Raw genomic sequence first — 25,108 nt, 5'->3', positions numbered from 1 at the left:
CTGTGTAACGCCGGCCATGGCTCCCCGCCGCGCTTTTGCCTACAATAGGCCCCTTTATGCACGCGCATTGGCGCGTTGCTTTTATTATTTTCAGGCCAAGGGACAGGATTCATGCTCGATCCGAAACTGCTGCGTGGTGATCTTGACACGGTTGCTCAACAACTGGCCCGCCGGGGCTTTGTGCTTGATAAAGCGGGGCTGCAGGCGCTGGAGTCGCGTCGTCGCGAGCTGCAAACGCAAACCGAGCAGCTGCAAAACGAGCGTAATATGCGCTCCAAAGCAATTGGCAAGGCCAAGGCTAACGGTGAAGATATTCAGCCACTGCTGGATGAAGTCAGCGATCTAGGCGATCGTTTGGATAAAGCCAAGCGCGAGCTGGCCGACGTCCAGGAAGAGTGGGACGACGCTATCAGCGGTATTCCCAACCTGCCCCACGAAAGCGTGCCTGAAGGCAAAAGCGAAGACGATAATGTCGAACTGCACCGCTGGGGTACGCCGCGAGAGTTTGATTTCGAGGTGCTTGATCACGTTGATCTGGGCAAGAAGTCGGGTTATCTCGATTTTGAGCTGGCGGCTAAAATCACCGGTGCCCGCTTTGCGGTCATGCGCGGACCGATTGCGCGTCTGCACCGGGCGTTGGCGCAATTTATGCTGGATACCCAAACCGAACAGCACGGCTACGAAGAGTGCTACGTGCCGTATATGGTCAACCGCGATTCGCTGATGGGCACTGGCCAGCTACCGAAGTTTGGCGAAGATTTGTTCAAGCTGGACGATGAGCGCGAGTACCACCTGATCCCCACTTCAGAAGTGCCGCTGACCAACTTTGTACGCGATGAAATTGTCGAGCAGACAGCACTGCCGATGAAGCTTACCGCGCATACGCCGTGTTTCCGCTCTGAGGCGGGCTCACATGGCCGCGATACCCGCGGTATGATCCGCCAGCATCAGTTCGATAAAGTCGAGATGGTGCAGATTGTAGAGCCGGAAAAGAGCTACGCAGCGCTGGAAGAGATGCGCGGTCACGCCGAGGCGATTCTGCAGGCGTTGGAATTGCCGTATCGGGTCGTGACGCTGTGTACCGGCGATATGGGCTTTGGGGCCACGAAAACCTACGACTTGGAAGTGTGGCTGCCCAGCCAGGAGACGTACCGGGAGATCTCGTCGGTCTCTAACTGCGAGGATTTCCAGGCCCGACGTATGCAGGCGCGGTATCGGCATCCGGATGCCAAAAAGCCGCAGTTGCTGCATACGCTGAACGGTTCAGGGCTGGCGGTCGGTCGTTGCCTGCTGGCGGTGCTTGAAAACCACCAGCAGGCGGATGGCTCGGTTACTCTTCCTGAGCCACTACGTCGCTATCTGGGCGGTGTGGAGCGTCTGGCCCTTTAAGCGCCCACTCGACGCTAACCCCGGCATCAATACGAATGGTGCCGGGGCTATAATCACTGGCGGCACTTGATTGGCTAGCACCAGCGGCATCGCTTTCCGCCCGCATCGACATCAGGCGCGGCTGGAAAATAGGCGATTGCGTCTCTTCAACACGCTGCACATGGCCCAGTTCGGCATCTAAGCTGTCGGCCATTAGGCTTGCTTTGTGTTGCGCTTTCTCCAACGCTTTAACCAGCGCTTCGTCGGTGGCGGCGTCGCGGTCTTGTAGGTCAAACTGCACGCCATCCAATGCGTTAACACCAGCGGCTATTAGCGCGTCTAACACCTCGCTTAACTGATCAAGGTCGGTGAGTTCGACGGTGATAGGACGCTCGAGGCGCGTGCGTTGCAGTGTTTCGTGTTCGCCATCGTCGTTGCGCGGCCCTTGAATATGTTCAGGATAAACATTTAACGAGCCTGCATTGATGGCATTGCGTTCAAGGCCGGTGGCTTCCATCTGCTCGATTAATTCGCTGGCGCGGGTCTCTAAACGCTCGCGAGCATCGCTAAGTGCGCTACTATCGCTCTCTTCCAGGGTGGAAAGGGCGGGAGTGTTTTCCCACAGACGCGCATTTAGGGTGGCTTTGTCGGGTTCTACCTCAACCCACGACTGCGCTTGAACATGCAGGCTGGGCTGGGGCGGTTGTGACGGTGACGCGTGAGCAAAAGGAGCGCTAAGGAGCGCCAATAGAGCACCGCCTAGTAGGCCATTGCGTAAACGTTTAGAGCCTGGTGTTTGAAGGTTTGCCGGTATTGCTTTCATAAATGTTTTCCTTAAAGAACAGACAGTCGCGCCGCCAAGTTAAATCCTGATTTTAAAAGCTCTTTCAGGAAGTTAGGACAGACTCAGCTTGGAAGAAAAGTGAGAGAGAAAGTTCAGTACGGAAGAGTGGACGTCTAACAGTTACTTATTAATTGCACGGTTTGTGCAATATGTCGAATGCAGCCATTATATATGGATAACAAGCTAGGGATGGATTATGTCGAACTTGTCGGAACAGGATTACCGCAGTATTCCACTCAATGCCACCTTGGCGCTCGCTGCGTTGGTAGTGATTATCGCTGGAATGAAAGCAGGTGCTGATTTATTAGTACCGCTGCTGCTGGCGATATTTATCGCGGTAGTGTGTACCTCGCCAGTGCAGTGGCTGCACCGCTGTGGTTTAAGCATGCGGATGTCGGCCTTTCTAACCTTGATGGTGTTATTGGCGTTTATATCGCTGATCGGCCTGCTGGTGGTTAATAGCTTTAGTACCTTTGTAACAGCGTTGCCGGAGATAGAGTCGCGGCTTTATGAGCAGTATTGGAACTTGCTTAATGCGCTCTCTTCACGCGGACTAGCCATCAACCCCGACCAGATCAACTCGCTGTTCGAAGGAGAAGATGAAGGCTCCTGGATGCCGGCGTTATTGGGCCAGCTCGGCAACCTCTTCATGCAGAGCATCATTGTCGGGCTGCTGGTCATATTCATGTTGTTTGAAACATTAAATGTACGTGACAAAGTCTCACGAGCATTAGAGAACCCTGCGCCCAGCTTGAAGCGTTTCAGTGAGTTCAGCCTAACACTAAAGCGCTACCTTGCCGTTAAAACCATGATCAGTCTAGCCACGGGTGTGCTGGTTTGGCTCTCCTGCCTGATTGTAGGCGTTGAGTTTCCGCTACTATGGGGAGTGTTAGCCTTTGCGCTCAACTTTATTCCTAATATTGGCTCCGCGCTGGCTGCTATACCGCCGGTACTCTTACTGCTGATTGCGCAAGATGGTGGTCCTTTCCAAGCGATGCTTCTGGCTTCGGCCTATCTGGTTATCAACTTTGTGCTCGGTAACTTGATCGAGCCTCGGGTAATGGGGCAAGCGCTCGGGCTTTCTACCTTTGTGGCATTTTTATCGTTGGTGGTATGGGGGTGGATATTCGGTGCAGCGGGAATGTTGCTTTCGGTGATGCTGACAATGACGCTGAAAATTGCCTTGGACAGCCACCCGGAGACGCGCTGGATTGCACGATTGCTGGGTCCTGGTAAGCGGCGCTTAAAAGATAGCCGCGCAAGTGATGCAAGCTTGCCGCCGTGGAAGCGTAAAAGATAAAACTACCGCCGACTAGGTCGGCGGCTGCGACAAATGCTTACTGAGTTATCAGGCGTTTTGTTCGATGAACTGCGTCAGCTGTGATTTCGATTGAGCGCCAACCAGTGATGCGACTTTGGTGCCGGACTTAAACAGCATGACGGTAGGTACACCGCGCACGCCTTGCTCGGCAGCAATCTCTGGTGCGTCGTCTACATTGACGCTAACAACTTTCAGACTTTCCTGACGTTCTGCAGCTACTTCATCAACGACCGGGGCCATGACTTTGCATGGGCCACACCAGGGCGCCCAGAATTTCATTAGCACAGGCTGTTCAGCGTTGAGGACTTCTTGCTCAAAATTGGCGTTGGTGACATCAACATTATTAGCCATTTGCTTCTCCCGTTTGCGTTGCTCTTACTGTTTCGTTGCCTCAAATGGAGCAACGGTCATTACGCGATCCGTAGGTGCTCTTTCACCGCGCCTCGTGTCTATCGCGATAATAGTGGGCAGATGTTAGCGGGCGCGAGGGTTGCTGGCAAATTTCCTGCACAGTGAGTTAACTAAATAGCAGAAATTAATGGGTGCTGGTAGGACGTTTTTTTTATAATATAAAAGTATTATTTTGGTGTTTTTTATTCTATATGGTGCTGTAGAGTGCCGAGTATGACGACATAGCCCCTTCAGACGTGACGAAGTACCAGCGCATGGGTGTGTTTAAAGGTTCGGCCTACATCAAGATACGGTCTACATGGGTCTGTATAGAGAATAAATAAGGTGAGGATATGAAGCTACAACAGCTCCGCTATATCTGGGAAGTCAATCGACATAACCTGAACGTCTCGGCCACAGCGCAAAGTCTATTTACCTCACAGCCGGGAATTTCCAAGCAGATTCGTTTGTTAGAAGATGAGCTTGGCGTCGAGATTTTTGCGCGCAGTGGCAAGCATCTGACACGGGTGACGCCTGCCGGTCAGTCGATTATTGACCTGGCCGGGCAGGTACTGCGCCTCACCGAAAACATCAAGCAGGTGGCTCAAGAGCATAGCGATGAGCGTCGCGGCAGCTTGGCCATTGCCACGACCCATACCCAGGCTCGCTACGCGCTGCCACCCATTATCAGCGAATTCACCCTGAAATACCCCGATGTTGCCTTGCATATGCAACAGGGCACGCCCAAGCAGATCGCACAGATGGTCAGTGAAGGTCAGGCTGATTTCGCTATCGCGACCGAGTCGTTAGAGCTATTTACCGATTTAGTGCTACTGCCGTGCTATCGCTGGAATCGCTGCGTACTGGTGCCTAAGGGCCATCCACTAGCCACTCATCAGGGGCCGTTAACGCTTGAAGCGCTCGCCGAACATCCGCTGGTCACCTACGTGTTTGGGTTTACCGGCCGCTCGCAGTTAGATGACGCCTTCAAAGCGAAAGGGTTAACGCCCAATGTGGTACTAACTGCCGCTGATGCCGACGTGATTAAAACCTACGTGCGGCTAGGCATGGGGGTGGGCATTGTGGCACATATGGCCGTGGACGAGGCGCTCGATGAGGATTTGGTAGCGCTGGATGCAAGCCATCTGTTTGCCAGTTCCACGACTAAAATCGGTATTCGTCGTGGCACCTTTATGCGCGGCTATATGTATGACTTTTTGGAGCGCTTTGCGCCTCATTTAACCCGCGATAGGGTTGATGAAGCATTAACGGCAGGCCCGCGCCATGAGCAGTCGCTATTTGACGACCTGGACCTGCCGGAGTATTAACCCGCAGTGTAAGTTAGTGCTGTAAATGCAGCCCGCACTCGCGCTTCTCTTCCACCTTGGTGGGGTCGAAGTAGTCGAAGTTGTTGGGCAGATTATGCGCCTGTAGATACTGGTACATATCTTTGGCGCTCCACTGTAGCAGTGGTGCGACTTTCAATAGTCCATCGCTGTTGCGGCTAACCGGCTGCATCTTGGCCCGCTCGGGGGTGTCTTCAGCGCGTAGTGCGGTGAACCATACGTCGGGCTGCATTTCACGCAGCGCGCGCTCAAAGGGCTCGATTTTAACTTCCTGAGTAAAGGCTGCGTGGCGTGGGTCGTCGATACCCGGCATGGGGCCTTCCAGCGCTTCACGGTGAGCGCGGGTGCGCCTCGGCACAAAGCTCACGATGTTCAGGTTGAGCTGCTTTATCACCTCGTCGGCGAATTGATAGGTCGCTTCGGTGTTGTAGCCGCTGTCCATCCACACAATGGGAATGTCCGGGCGGGCTTGGCTGACCATATGCAGAATCACCGCCTCGAAGGGGCGAAAGTTGGTGGTGCAAATAGGTCGTGAACTCTGGGCTAATGCCCACTCAACCAACCCCTGGGGATTGTTAGCAAATTCGTTATTGATCGCTTCAAGCTCTGAGGACATGCTGCCTCCTGTTCGGGTGTAGAGTCATGGTGACTAGGCTACCAAACTCAAACCCTGACTCCCCAATACCGTTTAGTTAGGCTTTTATATTCCTTTTTGATTTAGAAAGATGTGTTGCTTATTCCAAAGCGCCAATAAGGTGACGAATTTTATCCAGTGTCTCGGTGTACTCTTCGTCCGCTTGGGAGTCTGCTACTAAGCCCCCGCCGCCCCATACATGCACTCTTCCCGCTTCGGCAACCATCGTGCGAATAGCGATGGAGGTATCCATGCTGCCGCGCACATCGACATAGCCCAGGCTGCCGCAATAAACACTGCGCTGGCAGGGTTCTAGTTCATCGATGATCTGCATCGCGCGAATTTTGGGGGCGCCGGTAATTGAGCCGCCGGGAAAAGCTGCCTTAAGCAGTGCCAGTGGGGTGTGGTTTTCAGCCAGGGCCCCTTGTACGACGCTAACTAAATGGTGAACGTTAGGGTAGCTCTCTAAGTGACACAACTGCGGCACGCGAATGGAGCCGGGCTGACACACGCGACCCAGGTCATTGCGCATCAGGTCAACGATCATCACATTTTCAGCGCGATCTTTAGTGCTGCTCATTAGCTCTTCAGCCAGCGCCAGATCCTCTTCATGCGTCGCGCCTCTCGGGCGGGTACCTTTAATCGGCCGTGTTTCGACCTCGCCGTTGCGGCACTGAATAAACCGCTCGGGCGAAAGTGACAGTACGGCCTTATCGCCCCAGGCCATAAAACCTGAATAGGGCGTGGGAGTCGCTTTGCGTAACTGCAGGTACGCCTGCCACTCATCCCCCTGGTAGTCGGCATAAAAGCGCTGAGCAAGATTGATTTGATAGCAGTCACCCGCTCGAATATAGCGCTGCACGGCGTTAAAGCGCGCGACATATTGGGCATTGCTAAGTTCTGCTTTAAAGGGTTCCGTTAATGTAAACGCGCTAGTGGGTACTGGCGTCTGGGTAAGCCAGCTCTCCACCTGCTCACGACGCTGCTGGGTGGCGATCAACCACGCCTGCTGCGACATGTGATCCAGCGTGATACACCAATCGTAAAGCCCTAAGCGGGCTTGCGGTAACGTTACTGGGCTTGCTTGAGCGCTCGGTATCGATAAGGTTTCTCGCCCTAGATCGTAGCCCCAGTAACCGATTAGCCCGCCTAGAAAAGGGAGTTCACTGGTTTCATCCGGGATATTCAGTTGATCCAGTAGCCATTGCTGAAGGGCAAACGCATCGTTAGCCAAGTGCGCCGGGGGGATAAGCTGATCTGAGGCAACACGTGCCTCGCCATGATGAGCAACTTCCAGCGTCGCAAGCGGGTCGCTGCTGATAATATCAAAGCGACCGGTGGCGATAGGGCGGCCACTATCGAGCAGCACCGCGCCAGGCCTGGCACGTAGGCAGGCGAATATTCCCAATGGGTCGGGTGAATAGGGCAGGGCAGTTATCATCAACGCCTGGTTCATTAAGCAAACGCCTGGCCGGTAAAAGGGCTGCATATGGTAGAGGTCGTTGAAGATCGGCACCAGTCACGCGATTGACGCATTTCTCACGCTAGAAGCAGGATTGTTGACACTGTTTTTACGGCTAGACTTTTTGCCTACAACGAAAGATGCATAAGGTCGCTTTATAAGCAGGTTGACGGCTGTGGCTCGCGGGGCTAAAGTTTCGCTATGTTCCTAATTGTCGACAATTCGCCATGAGCTTACCCGTTTCTTCTTCTTATTCCGATACTTCTCTGCATGAAATGGCAACCCCTGAAGTGCGCACGCTCGCCGAGCGGGTATTTCATCAGTTGCAGGATACGATTGTACGCGGCGAACTTGCTCCCGGCAGTAAGATCACCGAGCCGGGATTATCTAAAACCTACGGTATTTCACGGGGTCCGCTGCGCGAGGCGATGCGCCGCCTTGAAGCCCACCGCTTGATCGAGCGGGTTCCCCATGTGGGCGCAAGGGTGGTTAAGCTCTCGATGAAAGAGCTTTTAGAACTGTTTGACCTGCGCGAAGCCTTGGAAAGTATGGCGGCGCGCTTGGCGGCGGAGCATATGTCGCCGGAAGAGGTTCAGGGTTTACGGGATGTGCTGGCGCTGCACGAAGGCCAAGCCGATCTAAAGCGTGGCGAAGCTTACTACCAGCGCGAAGGCGATCTCGATTTTCACTACTGCATCGTTCAGGGCAGCCACAACAAAATGCTCATGAACCTGCTCTGCGACGACCTTTACTACCTTGTGCGTCTTTATCGCACCCAGTTCAGTGCCAGTGGCACGCGACCACAGCGCGCCTTTGTGGAGCACCATCGCATTGTCGATGCCATTGAAGCCGGCGATGCGGAGCTGGCCGAGCTGCTCATGCGCCGCCACGTCAGCGCCTCCCGGGCCAATGTGGCGGATCGCTATGCAGCCATCCTAGAACAGTCAGCGTCCCAGTCACAAAGCTAAACCATAACAACATATCAACATTACAGCAGGAGAAACGTCCCATGTCCCAGATGACTCCCGGCGCCCGGTTTCGGGCCGCGCTTGAGGCTAACCGCCCGCTGCCGATCTTAGGCACCATTAATGCCTATACAGCACTAATGGCCGACAAAGTAGGCCATCAAGCCATTTACCTTTCCGGTGGCGGTGTTGCCAACGCCTCGTTCGGCTTGCCGGATCTGGGCATGACGACCATGAATGACGTGGTGGAAGATGCTCACCGTATCTGCGGCGCCACAGAGCTGCCGCTGTTGGTGGACATCGATACCGGCTGGGGCGGTGCCTTCAACATTGCCCGCACCGTGAAAGAGATGCAGCGCGCTGGCGTGGCCGCGGTACATATGGAAGACCAGGTGGCGCAAAAGCGCTGTGGACACCGCCCGAATAAGGCAATTGTCTCCCAGCAGGAGATGGTCGATCGTATCAAAGCCGCCGCCGATGCCAAGATCGATCCCGACTTCTATTTGATTGCTCGCACCGATGCGTTTCAAAAAGAGGGCCTTGATGCGGCCATTGAGCGCGCCAACGCCTGCGTAGAAGCGGGGGCGGATGCCATCTTCGCCGAAGCGGTTCACACCCTGGATGATTACAAGGCTTTCTGCGAAAGGGTCAACGCGCCGATTTTAGCTAACATCACCGAGTTCGGCGCTACTCCGCTGTTTACTCAAACGGAGCTTGGTGACGTTGGCTGCCGCATGGTGCTTTACCCGCTCTCTGCCTTCCGTGCCATGAACGCCGCGGCACTGCAGGTCTATCAAAGCATCCTGGACAATGGCCATCAAAAAGACGTGGTGCCTATCATGCAAACCCGCGATGAGCTCTATGATTTTCTGAACTACCACGACTTTGAACAAAAGCTCGATGCACTGTTTGCTGAAAAAGGCGATGACCATTAAGCCCGGGTGGTGAGAGGGCTGGTTGAAGCGAGGGTCTTTTGTCATGGCCGGAAAGTGTTCCCGACGATTCCGGCATTTCCGCCATCCATGGCGGTCAGATGACAAAAGTAGCGCCCAAGGATGGGTTCACAGCGCCCTCGCGGAAACCTGCCCCCCCCGAGGCAGCCTTGCCGAAATTTAAATGAAAAACACAATTTAAAATAAAAGCAGAGTTAGGAGACACACCATGGCTGATAAACCCGCAACAGGTGCAGGACTGCGTGGACAGAGCGCCGGTTCCACCGCGCTGTGTACGGTAGGTAAAACAGGTTCAGGCCTGACCTACCGTGGATTTGATATTAAAGAGCTCGCCGGAAAAGCCAAATTTGAAGAGGTCGCTTACCTACTGTTAAAAGGTAAGTTGCCCAATCAGGGCGAATTAGATCACTACATCAGCAAGCTCAAAAGCCTGCGCGGTTTGCCCGATGCGCTGAAAACGGTGCTTGAGCAGATTCCCAAAGATGCCCATCCGATGGATGTGATGCGCACCGGCACTTCAATGCTGGGCAATCTAGAGACAGAGGAGAACTTCGATCAGCAGCAGGACGTTGCTGACCGGCTGCTAGCCGTGCTTCCCTCGATTATTTGCTACTGGTACCGCTTCTCCCATGACGGCGTACGCATCGACACCGAAACGGATGATGACTCGGTAGGCGGCCACTTCCTGCACATGCTCCGTGGCGAGCCTGCTTCTGAACTACATGCGCGGGTCATGAACGTCTCGCTGATTCTTTACGCCGAGCATGAGTTTAATGCCTCTACCTTTACCGCCCGGGTGTGTGCCTCGACGCTTTCGGATATGCACTCTTGCGTGACCGGGGCGATTGGCTCGTTGCGCGGCCCCCTGCATGGCGGCGCTAACGAAGCGGCCATGGCGATGATCGAAGATTGGCAATCCCCCGAAGAAGCAGAAAGCAAAATCATGGGCATGCTGGAACGTAAGGATAAAATCATGGGCTTCGGCCACGCGATTTATCGTGAGTCCGACCCGCGCAACGAGATTATCAAGCACTGGTCTAAAAAGCTCTCTGACGATGTGGGCGATACGGTGCTTTACCCGGTTTCAGAGCGGGTCGAAGCGGTAATGTGGCGCGAGAAGAAGCTGTTCTGTAACGCGGATTTCTTCCACGCCAGCGCATACCACTTTATGGATATACCTACCAAGCTGTTCACGCCGATTTTCGTCTGCTCGCGGCTGACCGGTTGGGCGGCACATGTATTTGAGCAGCGCGCCAACAACCGCATCATTCGCCCCAGTGCCGATTACACCGGCCCCGAGAAGAGCGAGTGGGTGCCGATAGAAGCGCGAGACTGAACCGCTTGCTGCCCGGTGACTTGAATGCCGGGCTTTTTTCAGCCCCCTTCTTGTGAGTCTGCCTGCTATGAATACCCAATACCGTAAACCCCTTCCTGGCACAGCGCTTGAGTTTTTTGATGCTCGCGAGGCGGTGGAAGATATCCAGCCCGGTGCCTATGCGCAGTTGCCCTATACCTCTCGTGTGCTGGCCGAACAACTGGTGCGCCGCTGCGATCCTGAATTGCTCACCGATGCACTAAAACAGCTGATCGAGCGCAAGAGCGATCTGGACTTCCCTTGGTACCCAGCGCGTGTCGTCTGCCACGATATCCTCGGCCAGACCGCACTGGTCGACTTGGCAGGGCTGCGTGATGCCATCGCCGAGAAGGGTGGTGACCCCGCCAAGGTTAATCCTGTCGTGCCCACCCAACTGATCGTCGACCACTCACTGGCGGTGGAGCACGCAGGATCTGAAGAGGGCGCCTTCGAGAAAAACCGCGCCATTGAAGATCGCCGCAACGATGACCGCTTCCACTTTATCAACTGGACTAAGACGGCGTTTGAGAACGTCGATGTGATTCCCCCCGGTAACGGCATCATGCACCAGATCAATCTGGAGAAGATGTCGCCGGTGGTGCAGAACCGCGATGGCATTGCCTACCCGGATACCTGTGTGGGTACCGATAGCCATACGCCCATGGTCGATGCCCTGGGCGTTATCTCCGTAGGTGTGGGGGGGCTGGAAGCCGAAAGCGTCATGCTGGGCCGTGCCTCCATGATGCGCCTGCCAGATATCGTCGGCGTAGAGCTGACCGGCAAACTGCAGCCGGGGATTACCGGCACGGATATGGTGCTGGCGATTACCGAGTTCCTACGTAAAGAGCGGGTAGTGGGCGCTTACCTGGAGTTTTACGGCGAAGGCGCCGACGCTCTCACCGTAGGGGATCGCGCCACTATCTCCAATATGACCCCCGAATATGGCGCGACCGCTGCGATGTTCTACATCGATGGCCAGACTATCGATTACCTGAAAATTACCGGCCGTGAAGATGAGCAGGTGGCGCTGGTGGAAACCTACGCCAAGCACACCGGCCTGTGGGCGGATAGCTTGACCGAGGTTGAGTACGAGCGGGTGCTGACCTTTGACCTCTCGTCGGTAACGCGCACCCTAGCAGGGCCCTCCAATCCTCACGCTCATTTGCCCACTTCAGAGCTTGCCCAGCGCGGTATTGCGGTAGGGCTTGAGGCCGCTCAGGCGGAAGAGAAAGCGGGTAAAATGCCCGATGGCGCGGTTATCATCGCCGCCATTACCAGCTGCACCAATACCTCCAACCCGCGCAATATGGTCGCGGCAGGGCTGATCGCCCGTAATGCCAATCGGTTGGGTCTGCTGCGTAAGCCTTGGGTGAAGTCGTCGCTGGCGCCGGGTTCGAAAACCGTCAAGATGTACCTGGAAGAAGCCGGTTTGATGAGCGAACTGGAAAGCCTCGGCTTTGGGGTCGTCGCCTACGCCTGCACCACCTGTAACGGTATGTCCGGGGCGCTGGATCCAAAAATTCAGAAGGAGATTATTGAGCGTGATCTTTACGCGACTGCCGTGCTTTCTGGCAACCGTAACTTCGACGGTCGTATCCACCCCCACGCCCAGCAGGCCTTTTTGGCGTCACCACCCCTGGTGGTCGCCTACGCTATTGCGGGCACGATTCGCTTTGATATCGAAAAAGACGCCCTGGGTGTCGATCAGGCTGGGAACCCCGTCACGTTGAAAGATATCTGGCCCGCGGATGAAGAGATTGATGCGATTGTTAAATCATCAGTGAAGCCGGAGCAGTTCCGCCAGACCTATATTCCCATGTTCGATCTGGACAAGAGCGCCCGAGCCCAGGTCAGCCCGCTGTATGACTGGCGGCCCCAGAGTACCTATATCCGCCGGCCGCCTTACTGGGAGGGCAATATGGCAAAAGTGCGCACCCTAAAAGGCATGCGGCCACTGGCGATACTGCCGGACAATATCACCACCGATCACTTGTCGCCTTCCAACGCGATTCAGTTGAACAGCGCAGCGGGAGAGTATTTGGCCAAAATGGGCCTGCCGGAGGAGGACTTTAACTCCTACGCTACCCACCGCGGTGACCACCTGACTGCCCAGCGCGCTACCTTTGCTAACCCGAAGCTGTTCAACGAGATGGTGCGCGACGCTGACGGCAAGGTAAAACAGGGCTCACTGGCGCGGGTAGAGCCGGAAGGCGAAGTGACCCGCATGTGGGAAGCGATTGAAACCTACATGGCTCGCAAGCAGCCGCTGATTATTATCGCCGGGGCGGATTACGGCCAGGGCTCCTCACGTGACTGGGCGGCCAAAGGCGTGGCACTGGCAGGCGTGGAAGCGATTGCCGCCGAAGGCTTTGAGCGCATCCACCGTACCAACCTGATTGGTATGGGGGTGATGCCGTTGGAGTTTGAGCCCGGCACAACGCGTATGAAACTAGGCCTGGACGGCACCGAAACCTTTGATGTCGAAGGCGCCGTTTCGCCAGGGGCAATGCTCACGCTGGTGGTTCACCGTCACAATGGTGACAGCGAACAGGTTGCGGTGAAGTGCCGTTTGGATACCGCCGAGGAGGTGTCGATTTACACCGCCGGTGGCGTACTGCAGCGTTTTGCCCAAGACTTTTTAGAGTCCACAGCGGCTTAATTGAAGTGGCCTAGCTGATCAAAAGAACCCGGTGTCTTTAGCTTTTCGAACCTAGCTTTTCGAATCAGGCTTTGAGCACCGGGTTATTTTTAGGAGTGATAATAATGAGCGCATCAGTTCAAAACAAACATGTGCCGCAGATAAAAATCCCGGCCACCTATATGCGCGGCGGCACCAGTAAGGGCGTATTTTTTAAACTAAGCGACCTACCCGAAGCGGCCCAGCAACCGGGCGTGGCGCGGGATCAATTGCTACTGCGTGTCATCGGTAGTCCCGACCCTTACGAAAAACAGATTGATGGTATGGGGGGCGCCACTTCAAGTACCAGCAAGACGGTGATTTTGTCTAAAAGTGAGTCAGCTGAGCACGATGTGGATTACCTGTTCGGTCAGGTATCCATCGACAAGCCCTATGTGGATTGGAGCGGTAATTGCGGCAACCTCTCCGCGGCGGTCGGCCCTTTTGCGATTGCCAATGGTCTGGTTGACCCTGCTCGTATTCCTGAAAACGGCGTGGCCGAGGTGCGCATTTGGCAGGTGAATATCCAGAAGACCATCGTGTCACGGGTGCCTATCGTCAATGGCGAAGTGCAGGAGACTGGCGATTTTGAGCTGGATGGCGTGACCTTTCCCGCCGCCGAGATTCCGGTGGCCTTTATGGACCCAGCCGATGGCGAGGGGGCCATTTTTACCACCGGTAACCTGATTGACCAGTTGGATGTGCCAGGCGTGGGGATATTGAAAGCCACTCTGATTAATGCCGGTATTCCCACCGTGTTTATTAACGCCGCCGACATTGGCTATACCGGTGCCGAGCTGCAGGATGCCATCAATGGTGACAGCCGGGCGCTTGAGATGTTTGAAACCATTCGTGCCTATGGCGCTGTGCGGATGGGGCTGATCAGTGATGTCAGCGAAGCGGGTAAACGACAACACACTCCCAAAGTCGCTTTCGTAGCGCCGCCGGCGGATTACGTATCATCGAGCGGTAAAAACGTACAGGCGTCAGATATCGATCTGCTGGTGCGAGCGCTCTCCATGGGCAAATTGCACCACGCCATGATGGGCACCGCCGCCGTGGCCATTGCTGCCGCAGCAGCCATTGAGGGCACAGTAGTGAATCTGGCCGCCGGTGGTAGTAAGCGAAACGAGGTCACCTTCGGGCATCCCTCTGGCAGCCTGCGAGTGGGCGCTGAAGCAAGCCTGGTCGAAGGGCGTTGGCATATCGAGCAGGCGGTGATGAGTCGCAGCGCCCGGGTATTGATGGAGGGTTTGGTTCGCATACCCGGCGACAGTTTTTAGGCCATACTGAATAGATCGGTATACAAAAGGAGAGTGCTATGTCCGCCACATCCGAAGCCAATGAACGCCCGGATTATGATCCTGAGTTACAGGCTATTGCCGACTACGTACTCAATTATCAGGTGGCGTCCGATGAGGCATTGGAAACCGCCCGTTACTGTTTAATGGATACGCTCGGTTGCGGCCTGTTGGCGCTACGTTTCCCTGAATGTACCAAGCATCTTGGGCCGATAGTGGAGGGCACGGTAGTGCCGTTTGGCGCGCGAGTCCCGGGTACATCCTTGCGTCTTGACCCCGTTAAGGCGGCGTGGGATATCGGCTGTATTATCCGCTGGTTGGATTATAACGATACCTGGCTTGCCGCCGAGTGGGGCCACCCTTCCGATAATCTTGGTGGGATACTCGCCGTTGCCGACCATCTTTCCCAGCAACGGGTCGCTCAAGGCGAAGCGCCCCTGGTGATGCGCGATGTGCTCAACGCCATGATCATGGCCCATGAGATTCAGGGCGTGCTGGCGCTGGAGAATAGCTTCAATCGCGTGGGGCTCGATCACGTGGTGCTGGTGAAAGTCGCGTCTACGGCGGTGGCCGCCAAGCTGCTGGGCGCCAATCGGGAGCAGCTGCTTTCAGCGCTCTCCCATGCCTGGGTGGATGGCCAGAGCCTGCGCACCTATCGTCATGCGCCCAACGCAGGTTCGCGTAAAAGCTGGGCTGCAGGGGACGCCACCTCACGAGGCGTGCGTTTGGCGGATATCGCCTTGCGCGGTGAAATGGGTATTCCCAGCGCGCTGTCGGCGCCCCAATGGGGCTTCTATGATGTGCTGTTCAGCCATGCCAATAAAGATTTGAGTCTGAAGCCAGAAGCAGAGCGCCGCTTGCGCTTTCAGCGGGAGTTTGGCAGCTACGTAATGGAGAACATTCTGTTTAAGATCTCCTTTCCCGCTGAGTTTCATGCTCAAACCGCCTGTGAAGCCGCCGTGACGCTCCACCCGCAGGTGAAGGATCGCCTAGCCGAGATCGATAAGATCGTACTCACCACCCACGATTCGGCTATTCGGATTATTTCCAAAACCGGTGCACTCGCTAACCCGGCGGACCGCGATCACTGCCTGCAATACATGACAGCGGTGCCGCTTATTTTTGGTTCGCTTACCGCTGAGCACTATGAAGACAGCTTTCATGCGGCGCATCCGCTGATAGATGAGCTGCGTGACAAAATGGTGGTAGAAGAAAACGCTGAGTATTCTGCGGATTACCACAATCCTGAGCAGCGCTCTATCGCTAATGCAGTGCAGGTGTTTTTTAGCGATGGGAGTGCAACCGATAAAGTGGCGGTGGAGTATCCGGTAGGCCATCGACGTCGTCGGGAAGAGGGGATGCCGCTATTGGTTGAAAAGTTTGAGCGCAATCTGGCAACTCGCTTTCCGATAACTCGTTGCCAAACAATTGCCGAACTATGCAGCCAGCAGTCAACGCTTGAAGCGGTGCCAGTACACAAATTTATGGGTATGTGGATGATTTAAAGCGCGCTTTACACAATGCCTGGTGCTTATACACACCGGGCATTGTGGCGATTACCGAAAGAAGCGTTTTCCAATGAGGCTATTCAAATATCACTTGATCGCGCATGCGGTCAACGGTGGCAGGCCCAATGCCATTGACGCGCTCAAGTTCTTCAGCGCTTTCAAAGGCGCCATTGGTTTCGCGCTCTTCAATGATTGCGTCGGCTCGGCTGGGGCCAATCCCCGGTAGTTCGGCTAGCAGTTCCGCATCGGCAGTGTTGACGTTAATCGGGGCTACTTCTTGGGCCAGCACGCCACTGGAAAATCCTAAGCTTATGCTAAACAGTAGTGCGGCCAATATCCCTTTAAGTGTCATGTTCATCTGCAATGATCCTTTTAATAACGTTAGGTTACTTGGATTGCACAGGCGGTGTTGCGTAGAGTTTTTACAAGTGCCCGAGTTAATAATGAGCAAGATAATCGCCAATGCATTACTAACTTAGCTTTATTGAAAACGTGTTTCTGTAAGAGATTTATGACAGCAGTTGTAAGTTTTTAACGACGGATATATGGCAAATGGCTTACATGCAGCTCGCATGCGGGGGGCGCGAGGAGTAGGGAGAGGCTGATATAATGACCAAAACGTATTTGGAGTAACGTTGTGGCCATCGATTCCCCGATTATTATTGCCCTTGATTACCCGTCGCTAGACGCCGCGCTGTGCATGGCTGATCAGTTGGATCCCGCCCGCTGCCGTGTGAAAGTAGGTAAAGAGCTGTTTACCCGCAGCGGCCCCGCGGTACTTGAGGCACTGCATGGGCGTGGGTTTGAAGTATTTCTGGATCTTAAATTTCACGATATTCCCAACACCGTAGCCAGCGCAGTGCAGGCGGCGGCGGAGCAGGGTGTGTGGATGGTCAACGTACATGCCAGCGGCGGGCGCCGGATGATGGAGGCAGCTGTGCAACGTTTGGATCAACACGGCCTAACGACTCACTTAATCGCCGTTACCGTATTGACCAGTATGCAGGCCGAGGACTTGGCAGAGTTAGGTATCAAGGCCCCGCTGGCCGAGCACGTAGAGCACTTAGCGCTGCTGGCGAAGCAGAGTGGTTTGCAAGGGGTGGTCTGCTCGGCCCAGGAGTCTGCGCGGATCAAAACGCTTTGCGGTGAGTCTTTCTTAAAAGTGACCCCCGGTATTCGGCCAAGCTTTGCAGTCGCTAATGACCAGCAGCGAACGATGAGCCCCAGCGAGGCCATTGCGGCAGGAAGTAGCCACCTGGTCATCGGTCGCCCCGTCACCCAGGCTGTCGACCCCATGGTAGCGCTTGAGGCGATTGAGGCGGAATTAGAGGCTCGCTGAATACCTCTGCTTGGCGAAACTATTCGCCCTCGACGCCAATGACCGGCTTGATCGTGCCCCAGAAGCGGCAACTGGGGCACTGCCACTGTAACGCGTCGCTGGCAAAACCACAGCGTTGGCAGCGATGACGCGTACGGTTAAGCAGCAGCGCATCGGTATGATGTTTTAGCAGTAGCAGACGCGTATCCGGGGAAGGTTTTCCACCAAGCCGCTGGCTTTCAATATACAGATCGATCAAATAATCCAGCCCGCCTAAGCTCGGCACGGCGCGCAGACGTTCTCCGATCAACTCAATTGCTTTGTCGACACCGTCACGCTGATGAACGAGCTGGCCCAGGGCAATAATAGTACTGGTGTAAGGCGCTTGCTCAAGTAGCCGATATAGATGGGCTTCGTAACCCGCTTCGTCGTTTTTGCGCAAATAGGCGTGCTTGAGGGCAGGAAGCATAGTGGGAATATGCGCTAGCTCTTGCCCTGGGATGTTGTCTAATTGCTCAATAGCGCGGGCATAGTGTCCGTTGTCCATTTCTAATTCAGCCAGCAGCAGGGTGGCGCGAACGCATTTTTCATCCAACTGTAGGGCTTTTTTGAGGTGCTTTTTCGCCAGTGGTCGACTGGCTTGGCTGATTTCCTCCAACGCCAGCTCGCATAGCCAGTGAGCAGCGGGGCGACGCATCTTAGGATACTGTTTAAGCAGTGGTTGGATAACGTCGAGGGCTTGCTGCCACGCTTTTTCGCGCTCTAATAAATCAATGAGCAGCTGTTTAGCCGCATAGCGGTGATCATCATCTCTGCTGTGTTCCAACAGCGTATCGAGTAGCCGCTGTGCGCGATCATGAACACCGAGGGCCATAAAGTCCCGGGCAAGCTCTAGCTGGATTTGTTCGTTGGTGTGCTGGGAAAGAGAGGGTCGTGCTAGCAGATTTTGGTGAATACTAACCGCTTTATCGGCCTCGCCGCGCGCGCGAAACAGTTTGCCGAGGGCGATATGGGTATGAACCGTGTCGCTGTTGACTGCAAGCACGCTGATAAACGTATTAATCGCTTCGTCGGGCTGCTCATTAAGCAGGTAGTTAAGCCCGACAAAGTAATCCCGGGAGAGCGCCTGGGACGAGGTCGCGGGCGGCTGGGAGCGATGTCGGCGGCGTCCGGCTTGGTGATAACCTAACCCGTAACCAATGGCAATGGCGACCAACAGTACGCTTAGCAGCGCGACATCCAGCATTTATGCCAGTTCCTTAAACTCCCGGGTGCGCAGGTTATCGAGCTCTTTACGCTGCTGCTTATTGTGTCGCTCACTGCGGGCCAGGGTTGCCTTTAATCGCACGTAGACGCCTAGCATGGCGAGCATGCCCAGTAAGACGCCAAACACCAATGTTGCGAGCAGCCAAACAGAGAGCGATACCGCTGGTAGCTCCAGCCAAATAAGGTTTAAGGCAACGGTTTGCTGATTATTAACAGCAAACAGAATACCTACCAGCACTACTATCAGCAAAATAACGGCTAAAATCAGCCCTTTGATCCAACGCATGTGAGTTTCCTAGTCTGTGACGTTCACGGTAGCGCTATTGTGTACGACTCGAGCGGCGACGTCATCCCGCAGAAATTAATAGTCGCGTTTTAGTAGCCGAGTGCTCGACTAGCGTCTACCTGCTCGCGTAGCTCCTTACCAGGCTTGAAGTGCGGCACATACTTGCCTTCCAGATCAACTGCGTCGCCTGTTTTTGGATTGCGCCCTACCCGCGGCTCCCGGTAGTGCAGTGAAAAACTGCCAAAACCACGGATCTCAACGCGACCACCGCTAGAAAGAGAATCCGTCATATCGTCCAGGATAATACGCACCGCCGTTTCAACATCTTTGGCGGACAACTCCGGCTGACGCATCGCAATTTGTTCGATTAATTCTGATTTAGTCATCGGTTGGCTCCCTGCAAACATTGAAGGCCGTGACGCGCTCTCGACCTCACTAACATCAAATTCAGCATACTGCGCAATTCAGTATAAAACAATTCAGATAAAACAAGGTTCTAGACTCATTAACAGCATAGGCGATGGAGCGCTCTGGCGCGACCCCACAGCTTAGGTATACTGGGTGTTCATTTCTTAGATCGGAGCGGCTGACGTTGAACGACGACAATTCCCCAGCGGCCATTTTGCGCAAACGGCTTTACTGGCACTCCCGGCGCGGCATGTGGGAGCTTGATCTGCTGCTTATCCCATTTCTTGAACAGCGTTTTGACCATCTCAGCGAAGCGGATCAACTGGCCTACCAGCAACTTATTGAAGGTGAGGATCAGGATCTGTTTGTCTGGCTGATGCACCGCGAGTGGCCCGAGGAGGCTGGCCAGCGCCGTATCGTACAAATGATCGTTGAACATGCTGAAACCACCGATAATTCTGCCTATCGTACCCTCTAGATTTTGGCTGCTAGCCCAATGTGGGTTGTTTGTAGGGGTAGTGGCGCTAAGCTATTGGGTCGTGGGAGCCCCCGCAGCTGTTGCGATAGCTGTATTAGGCGGTGCCGTTATGTGGCGCGGCTATCTTCATCAACCCAAAGGCGTGCTCTCGCTGACCTTGACGGCGTCACACGTTCAAGGTCGTTGGCTGCGCGAACTCCAGCCAACAGCGGCCGCTCTCATACAAGGCGAGATGCTTGGTGAAGCACATCAGGTGCGCTGTGATTATTTAGGGCCCTGGTTAGTAGGGCTTTATGTGGGTAAGCAGCGGGTTTGGCTCTGTCCTGATAGTGCGCCTCAAGAAAGCCTGCGTGAAGTAAGGCAGTTGTTCCATAGCCCTGGCCACTAACGGTTTTTTTTCTAGCGCGTCGGTTAAATCATTTATCGAAAGCGAAGAGGCAATGGCTTTAGGCAGTTGGTGGGGCCAATCGGTGGAGTAATGCAGCCCGCGCGACTCATGGCGCCGCTGAGCGGCGATAACGGTCAATACAGCTAACTGTAGAGTTTGGTGTAAGCGCTTCCCTTCCGAGGCTGCCAGAGCCCCCCGAGTCTCTTCCACACTGTTTAGCAGTGTCAGCAGTGTCTTCAAGTTCTCCAGAGCAGTGCTTAGCCCGGTAGCGCTGCGTACAATGGAAACATGCTGGCTCATGGTGGTGCGCATTTGTTGGCGTATATCGCTGAGCACTGCTTTAGAGAAGGCGGCTGCTGGAGTCTGGGTCGGGGGCTGAAATTCGCTACCGCTGGTCGTTAGGCCGTGTGGTCTCTCGTCGGCTAACAGCGCCTGTGCACAGCTGCGGGCAAATACCAAACACTCTAAGAGTGAGTTGCTGGCCATGCGGTTGGCGCCATGCAGCCCCGTGCAGGCGGTTTCACCGATGGCATAGAGGTTGGTAACGTCGGTGGCGCCTTGTAGGTTGGTGGCGACACCGCCGCAGCTGTAGTGGGCGGCAGGCACCACGGGAATAGCCTGCTGAGTGATATCAATTCCACGGGAGGCGCAGTGCGCCAGAATAGTGGGGAAGTGATGGTGAATCGCCTTTTCACCTAAATGGCGAATGTCCAGCCACACATGGCCCAGAGAGCTGCGCTGTATTTCAGCATCAATGGCGCGGGCGACGACATCCCTAGGGGCTAGCTCGGCGCGCTTATCCAGCGCCAGCATAAAACGCTCTCCCGCCTCATTGAGCAGGTGTCCGCCTTCGCCGCGAACCGCCTCACTAATCAAAAACGCCGGACCTGCGGGATCAAATAGGCAGGTGGGGTGAAACTGTTGAAACTCAAGATTCATTAACCGAGCACCCAGCTCTGCGGCCATCATCATGCCTTCGCCGCTGCTAGGGGCAGGCGTGGTGGTGTGAAGGTAAAGGCCGCTTGCGCCACCAGTGGCTAATACGGTGTAGCGCGCAGTAAGGGAGTGCCACTGGTGGTTAGTATCGCTGCCATAGGCACCGTGGCAGGCGCCGTGGGCATCCTGTAACAAGCCAACCACGGTTAGATCGTTGCGTTGGGTTATGTTGGGATGCTGGGCAACGCTGTTTAATAGCGTGTCCACTACAGCACGGCCGGTGGCGTCATCGGCGTGGATAATCCGCCGTGCGTTATGGCCGCCTTCTCGGGTTAGGTGATACGGGTAGCGTGCGGCAGGGTCGTGCTCGGGTGTAAAGGGAACGCCCTTATCAATCAGCCACTGGATAGCAGCGGGGCCATTGGTAACGGTAAAGCGAACGGCCTCGATATCGCATAGCCCATCGCCAGCAACCAAGGTGTCATTGATATGGGCATCGAGGTCGTCATCCGGCGAGAGCACGGCGGCAATGCCACCTTGAGCCCAACGGCTGGCGCCTTGGTCGTCTTGCGCAGGACGAACCAGCGTCACTGACCGGTGATCAGCCACTTCCAAGGCAAGGGTTAACCCAGCGACGCCTCCGCCAATGATAAGTACATCGGATGTTGGCGTGCTCATAGCGCCCGCTCCCCCTTGATACTGACCGAAATATTACCAACCCTAAATGTCGCTAGCTTCGCCGAGCGCAAATAGTTAGAAGGCAGGCATCATAGCGTGGCACTTGGCGTTTAGCGATGTTTTGGGGTAATAAATCAGTGGTATGCGCGATGTTTGGGAAGGCGAAAGAGCGCACAAAAGCGCAGCGTCAAGAAAAACAATATAGGAGATTAAGCGTTTAAAGGGGGTAAAGCTGGAGGGGAGGATAAACAATGGATAATGGTGCCCGGAGCCGGACTTGAACCGGCACGGGGTTGCCCCCGAGAGATTTTAAGTCTCTTGCGTCTACCGATTTCGCCATCCGGGCTATACATCACAAAACGATCACACCGCAATGCTGTTTCCTGCTACTTAAAACACCACTGCTACACAAAGATGGAGGCTGGAGTCGGAATCGAACCGGCGTACACGGAGTTGCAGTCCGCTGCATAACCACTCTGCCATCCAGCCTCAAAAGTCTATGGAGCGGGAAAGGAGATTCGATCGGACTGGCGCACCAGCTCACGACCCTAGCCTTCAATACCACACATCCAAGATGGAGCGGGAAAGGAGATTCGAACTCCCGACCCTCGCCTTGGCAAGGCGATGCTCTACCACTGAGCTATTCCCGCTCGACTCGAGGGCGAATTATACGGATCACCGTCAGGTTGTCAATCAATGAATTAACGCGTGTTCCTTATTTAGTTATCAGCAGTTTACATTGAGCGGCTTAGATGCGGCCAAGCGGCTTTCAAGTACTGAATCATCGACCACAGTGTTAGGAGAGCGGCGGTATAAAGCACTACCACGCCCAGCAGCGCAAATTCATGGGTCGGAGGCAGCGCCAGCAAGATTAACAGCGATACCATTTGCAAGGTGGTTTTCAGCTTACCTACCCAGGAAACCGCTACCATGCCGCGTTTGCCCATTTCAGCCATCCACTCTCTCAGCGCTGAAATGACAATTTCACGGCCAATAATCACCAGCGCAGGAAGCGTTAGTACCAGAGTGTCATAACGCTCGATTAACAGCGCCAGGGCGACGACCACCATGAGTTTGTCAGCCACCGGGTCTAAAAAAGCGCCAAAGGGGGTTGATTGATTCCAGCGTCGCGCTAAATAGCCATCCAGCCAGTCGGTAATGGAAGCCAGTCCAAATAAGCCAGCCGCTAGGGGCATGCTCCAACTGAAGGGTAGATAAAACAGCACCACCAGCAGCGGAATAAAGGCGATTCTCGCCAGTGTCAGTATGTTAGGTATATTCATCGCAGGGTGCGATCCTTGCCGGAAAATCAGAGGGTTTGAAATGTCTGGGGGTCATTCTATCCCCCTTGGCCTATGGCATCCATGCCAAACGAGCGTTTATCCGTTGAGCGCCCGGTAAATACTTTCGGCTAATGACGCATTAATGCCCGGCACGCGGGCAAGTTCATCGCGGCTAGCTTTTTGAACGCCCTGCAGGCCGCCAAAAAATCGCAGTAACTCACGCCGGCGTTTTGGGCCAATGCCAGGAATATCCTGCAAGGTTGAAGTACGCCGCGCTTTATCGCGCTGAGCGCGGTGACCAGCGATAGCGAAACGGTGTGATTCGTCGCGAATGTGCTGGATCAAATGTAGAGCGGGGGAGGCAGGATCCAAATCCAGCGGATTGTCCGCTGTTTCCACAAACAGACTTTCAAGTCCCGCCTTACGCGTGGTTCCTTTGGCGACGCCCAATAGAATGATGTCGCTGATATCGAGTTCTTTAAACACATCACGGGCCATATTGAGCTGACCCTTGCCACCATCGACGATCAGGATGTCAGGGGCGACTGCTTCGCCGCTCTTCACCCGCTTAAGGCGCCGTGTCAGGGCCTGCTGCATGGCAGCGTAGTCATCACCAGCGGCGACTCCTTCAATGCGGAAATGGCGGTAGTCGCTTTTGCGTGGGCCTTGATGATCAAACACTACGCAGGAGGCAACGGTTGCCTCACCGTGGCTATGGCTAATGTCGAAACACTCCAAGCGTTGCGGTGTGTCCTCTAACCCCAGGGCTTTCTGCAGGGCGGTAAAGCGCTGGGTGAGCTGGGTTTGATTGGCCAGTTGAGAAGCTAGCTGCTGTTCAGCATTAGTAATGGCGAGCTGTTGCCACTGAGCGCGATGACCGCGCACTTGGCTGGTGACGCGAATGCGTTTCCCCGCCTGTTGGGTCAACGCCTCGGCGATAAGCTCGCTGTCGTCTAACGGGTGGCTAGTAATTACTTCGCTGGGCACGTTATGCGGTTGACCAAAATAGTATTGGCTAACCACCTCGGTAAGTAGCGTTTCAAGCGGTAGATCCAGACCATTTTTCGGCGTGTGATGGCGCGCGCCCAGCAGGCGACCATCACGGACGCTTAACACTGAAACGCCAAGCGCACCGGGGCGCTGGGCGAGAGCGAAAATATCCGCATCACCGCCTCCGGTGTCGACAAACTGCCGCTGCTGAAGCTGTCGTAGTTGCTGAACCTGGTCGCGAAGACGGGCAGCCTCCTCAAAGTTGAGCGCCTGGCTGGCCGCTTCCATGGCTTGCATTAATTCTTGAGTAACACTTTCACTTTTGCCTTCCAGGCACATCACTGCGTGCTCGAGATCGCGCCGGTAGTCCTCGGCAGAGATGTAGTCGACGCAGGGGGCGCTACATCGCTGTATCTGATACTGCAAACAGGGGCGCGAGCGGTGGGCAAAAACGCTGTCCTCACAGTTGCGAATATGAAATATCTTTTGCATCAGCGCTAGGCTTTCACGTACGGCGCCGCTGCTGGGGTAGGGGCCTAAATAGCGACCATCGTTGCTGCGTTGCCGTGCGCGCTTATATTCAAGTGCCGGGTAGGGATGGCGGTCAGTGACAAAGACAAACGGGTAGGACTTATCGTCGCGCAGTAAAATATTATAGGGCGGACGCAGCTGCTTGATCAGTGTCTGTTCGAGCAGCAGGGCTTCAGTTTCAGTGCGCGTGACGGTTACCTGGACATCGGCGATGCGTCCCACCATGGCCTGGGTTTTGGTATTCAGTTGCCCACGGAAATAACTGGCAAGGCGCGCCTTTAAGCGTTTGGCTTTGCCTACATAGAGCGTATTACTTTGCTCATCGAGCATACGGTAAACCCCTGGCGAGGAGCTTACCGAGCTCAAAAACTGTTTTGAATCAAAGGTCATATCAGCGTGTTGGTACCCGATAACAGCAGGGAA

At 55.0% G+C, this 25,108-nt stretch carries 22 protein-coding genes and 3 tRNA genes; 11 read left to right on the top strand and 14 right to left on the bottom strand.

Annotation, left to right across the window (positions count from 1 at the left end; translation table 11 throughout):
- The first annotated feature begins 111 nt into the window (after positions 1–111).
- On the top strand, positions 112–1,389 hold the full coding sequence (gene serS, locus QEN58_RS12260; protein ID WP_280103927.1) for a serine--tRNA ligase: 1,278 nt from the start codon (positions 112–114) through the stop codon (positions 1,387–1,389).
- On the opposite strand, the gene QEN58_RS12255 is transcribed toward serS, so the two are convergent.
- Positions 1,331–2,191 carry an SIMPL domain-containing protein gene (locus tag QEN58_RS12255; protein ID WP_280103926.1) on the bottom strand — a complete coding sequence of 287 codons (861 nt, stop codon included), beginning with the start codon at positions 2,189–2,191 and terminating at the stop codon, positions 1,331–1,333. The two genes, serS and QEN58_RS12255, sit on opposite strands and share 59 nt — an antisense overlap.
- 217 nt (positions 2,192–2,408) lie before the next feature.
- Between QEN58_RS12255 and QEN58_RS12250 the strand changes: the two genes are divergently transcribed.
- Positions 2,409–3,512 (top strand): AI-2E family transporter, encoded by a 1,104-nt coding sequence (locus QEN58_RS12250; RefSeq protein ID WP_280103925.1) that lies wholly within the window; start codon positions 2,409–2,411, stop codon positions 3,510–3,512.
- 48 nt (positions 3,513–3,560) lie between these two features.
- Here QEN58_RS12250 and trxA read toward each other — a convergent pair whose 3' ends face one another.
- Entirely contained in the window at positions 3,561–3,884 is a 324-nt protein-coding gene (gene trxA, locus QEN58_RS12245; protein WP_007113240.1) for a thioredoxin, read from the bottom strand.
- A gap of 392 nt (positions 3,885–4,276) precedes the next feature.
- Between trxA and cysB the strand changes: the two genes are divergently transcribed.
- Positions 4,277–5,251, top strand: a complete 975-nt coding sequence (gene cysB / locus QEN58_RS12240) for an HTH-type transcriptional regulator CysB (protein WP_280103924.1) — start codon at positions 4,277–4,279, stop codon at positions 5,249–5,251.
- A 13-nt stretch (positions 5,252–5,264) separates the two neighbouring features.
- On the opposite strand, the gene QEN58_RS12235 is transcribed toward cysB, so the two are convergent.
- Both QEN58_RS12235 and pabB read right to left on the bottom strand, forming a co-directional pair.
- On the bottom strand, positions 5,265–5,885 hold the full coding sequence (locus tag QEN58_RS12235; protein ID WP_280103923.1) for a phosphoadenosine phosphosulfate reductase domain-containing protein: 621 nt from the start codon (positions 5,883–5,885) through the stop codon (positions 5,265–5,267).
- Positions 5,886–6,003: 118 nt separating this feature from the next.
- Positions 6,004–7,359, bottom strand: a complete 1,356-nt coding sequence (gene pabB, locus QEN58_RS12230; protein ID WP_280103922.1) for an aminodeoxychorismate synthase component I — start codon at positions 7,357–7,359, stop codon at positions 6,004–6,006.
- A 233-nt stretch (positions 7,360–7,592) separates the two neighbouring features.
- Between pabB and QEN58_RS12225 the strand changes: the two genes are divergently transcribed.
- The 6 genes from QEN58_RS12225 to prpD all read left to right on the top strand — a co-directional run bounded on the left by QEN58_RS12225 (position 7,593) and on the right by prpD (position 16,120).
- Complete coding sequence (locus QEN58_RS12225; protein WP_280103921.1) at positions 7,593–8,333, top strand: GntR family transcriptional regulator; 741 nt, start codon at positions 7,593–7,595, stop codon at positions 8,331–8,333.
- 41 nt (positions 8,334–8,374) lie between these two features.
- A complete protein-coding gene (gene prpB, locus QEN58_RS12220; RefSeq protein ID WP_280103920.1) occupies positions 8,375–9,265 on the top strand; it encodes a methylisocitrate lyase in 891 nt (296 codons plus the stop codon).
- 226 nt (positions 9,266–9,491) lie between these two features.
- A complete protein-coding gene (gene prpC, locus QEN58_RS12215) occupies positions 9,492–10,619 on the top strand; it encodes a bifunctional 2-methylcitrate synthase/citrate synthase (RefSeq protein ID WP_280103919.1) in 1,128 nt (375 codons plus the stop codon).
- Between the two features lie 67 nt (positions 10,620–10,686).
- The gene (gene acnD, locus QEN58_RS12210) at positions 10,687–13,296 is read left to right on the top strand and encodes a Fe/S-dependent 2-methylisocitrate dehydratase AcnD (RefSeq protein ID WP_280103918.1); all 2,610 of its coding nucleotides are present in this window, start codon (positions 10,687–10,689) and stop codon (positions 13,294–13,296) included.
- 104 nt (positions 13,297–13,400) lie between these two features.
- Positions 13,401–14,597, top strand: coding sequence for a 2-methylaconitate cis-trans isomerase PrpF (prpF, locus tag QEN58_RS12205; protein ID WP_280103917.1), 1,197 nt, complete (start codon positions 13,401–13,403; stop codon positions 14,595–14,597).
- Between the two features lie 38 nt (positions 14,598–14,635).
- Positions 14,636–16,120 carry a 2-methylcitrate dehydratase gene (gene prpD, locus QEN58_RS12200; RefSeq protein ID WP_280103916.1) on the top strand — a complete coding sequence of 495 codons (1,485 nt, stop codon included), beginning with the start codon at positions 14,636–14,638 and terminating at the stop codon, positions 16,118–16,120.
- A gap of 79 nt (positions 16,121–16,199) precedes the next feature.
- On the opposite strand, the gene QEN58_RS12195 is transcribed toward prpD, so the two are convergent.
- Positions 16,200–16,481: a ComEA family DNA-binding protein gene (locus tag QEN58_RS12195; RefSeq protein ID WP_280103915.1), complete on the bottom strand. Its 282-nt coding sequence runs from the start codon at positions 16,479–16,481 to the stop codon at positions 16,200–16,202.
- A gap of 279 nt (positions 16,482–16,760) precedes the next feature.
- On the opposite strand from QEN58_RS12195, the gene pyrF reads away from it, so the two are divergent.
- Positions 16,761–17,462 (top strand): orotidine-5'-phosphate decarboxylase, encoded by a 702-nt coding sequence (gene pyrF / locus QEN58_RS12190; protein WP_280103914.1) that lies wholly within the window; start codon positions 16,761–16,763, stop codon positions 17,460–17,462.
- Between the two features lie 19 nt (positions 17,463–17,481).
- On the opposite strand, the gene lapB is transcribed toward pyrF, so the two are convergent.
- From lapB to QEN58_RS12175, 3 genes are all read right to left on the bottom strand, one after another.
- A complete protein-coding gene (gene lapB, locus QEN58_RS12185) occupies positions 17,482–18,687 on the bottom strand; it encodes a lipopolysaccharide assembly protein LapB (protein WP_280103913.1) in 1,206 nt (401 codons plus the stop codon).
- Positions 18,688–18,993 (bottom strand): LapA family protein, encoded by a 306-nt coding sequence (locus tag QEN58_RS12180; RefSeq protein WP_280103912.1) that lies wholly within the window; start codon positions 18,991–18,993, stop codon positions 18,688–18,690. It abuts the gene before it with no gap.
- A gap of 89 nt (positions 18,994–19,082) precedes the next feature.
- Positions 19,083–19,379 carry an integration host factor subunit beta gene (locus QEN58_RS12175; protein ID WP_007113226.1) on the bottom strand — a complete coding sequence of 99 codons (297 nt, stop codon included), beginning with the start codon at positions 19,377–19,379 and terminating at the stop codon, positions 19,083–19,085.
- Between the two features lie 206 nt (positions 19,380–19,585).
- Between QEN58_RS12175 and QEN58_RS12170 the strand changes: the two genes are divergently transcribed.
- On the top strand, positions 19,586–19,879 hold the full coding sequence (locus tag QEN58_RS12170; RefSeq protein WP_280103911.1) for an FAD assembly factor SdhE: 294 nt from the start codon (positions 19,586–19,588) through the stop codon (positions 19,877–19,879).
- A 280-nt stretch (positions 19,880–20,159) separates the two neighbouring features.
- Here the strand turns inward: QEN58_RS12170 and nadB are convergent, their stop codons facing one another.
- The 6 genes from nadB to uvrC all read right to left on the bottom strand — a co-directional run bounded on the left by nadB (position 20,160) and on the right by uvrC (position 25,075).
- Positions 20,160–21,881, bottom strand: a complete 1,722-nt coding sequence (gene nadB, locus QEN58_RS12165) for an L-aspartate oxidase (RefSeq protein ID WP_280103910.1) — start codon at positions 21,879–21,881, stop codon at positions 20,160–20,162.
- A 259-nt stretch (positions 21,882–22,140) separates the two neighbouring features.
- Positions 22,141–22,227, bottom strand: a tRNA-Leu gene (locus QEN58_RS12160).
- A gap of 69 nt (positions 22,228–22,296) precedes the next feature.
- A tRNA-Cys gene (locus QEN58_RS12155) sits at positions 22,297–22,370 on the bottom strand.
- Between the two features lie 86 nt (positions 22,371–22,456).
- A tRNA-Gly gene (locus QEN58_RS12150) sits at positions 22,457–22,531 on the bottom strand.
- Positions 22,532–22,615: 84 nt separating this feature from the next.
- Complete coding sequence (gene pgsA, locus QEN58_RS12145) at positions 22,616–23,164, bottom strand: CDP-diacylglycerol--glycerol-3-phosphate 3-phosphatidyltransferase (protein WP_280103909.1); 549 nt, start codon at positions 23,162–23,164, stop codon at positions 22,616–22,618.
- A gap of 96 nt (positions 23,165–23,260) precedes the next feature.
- On the bottom strand, positions 23,261–25,075 hold the full coding sequence (gene uvrC, locus QEN58_RS12140; RefSeq protein ID WP_280103908.1) for an excinuclease ABC subunit UvrC: 1,815 nt from the start codon (positions 25,073–25,075) through the stop codon (positions 23,261–23,263).
- Positions 25,076–25,108 lie beyond the last annotated feature (33 nt).

Source organism: Halomonas alkaliantarctica (assembly GCF_029854215.1).
GTDB classification, from domain to species: domain Bacteria; phylum Pseudomonadota; class Gammaproteobacteria; order Pseudomonadales; family Halomonadaceae; genus Vreelandella; species Vreelandella alkaliantarctica_A.
Note: the sequence above shows the minus strand (reverse complement) of the source record. Positions and strands in the feature narration are given on the sequence as shown.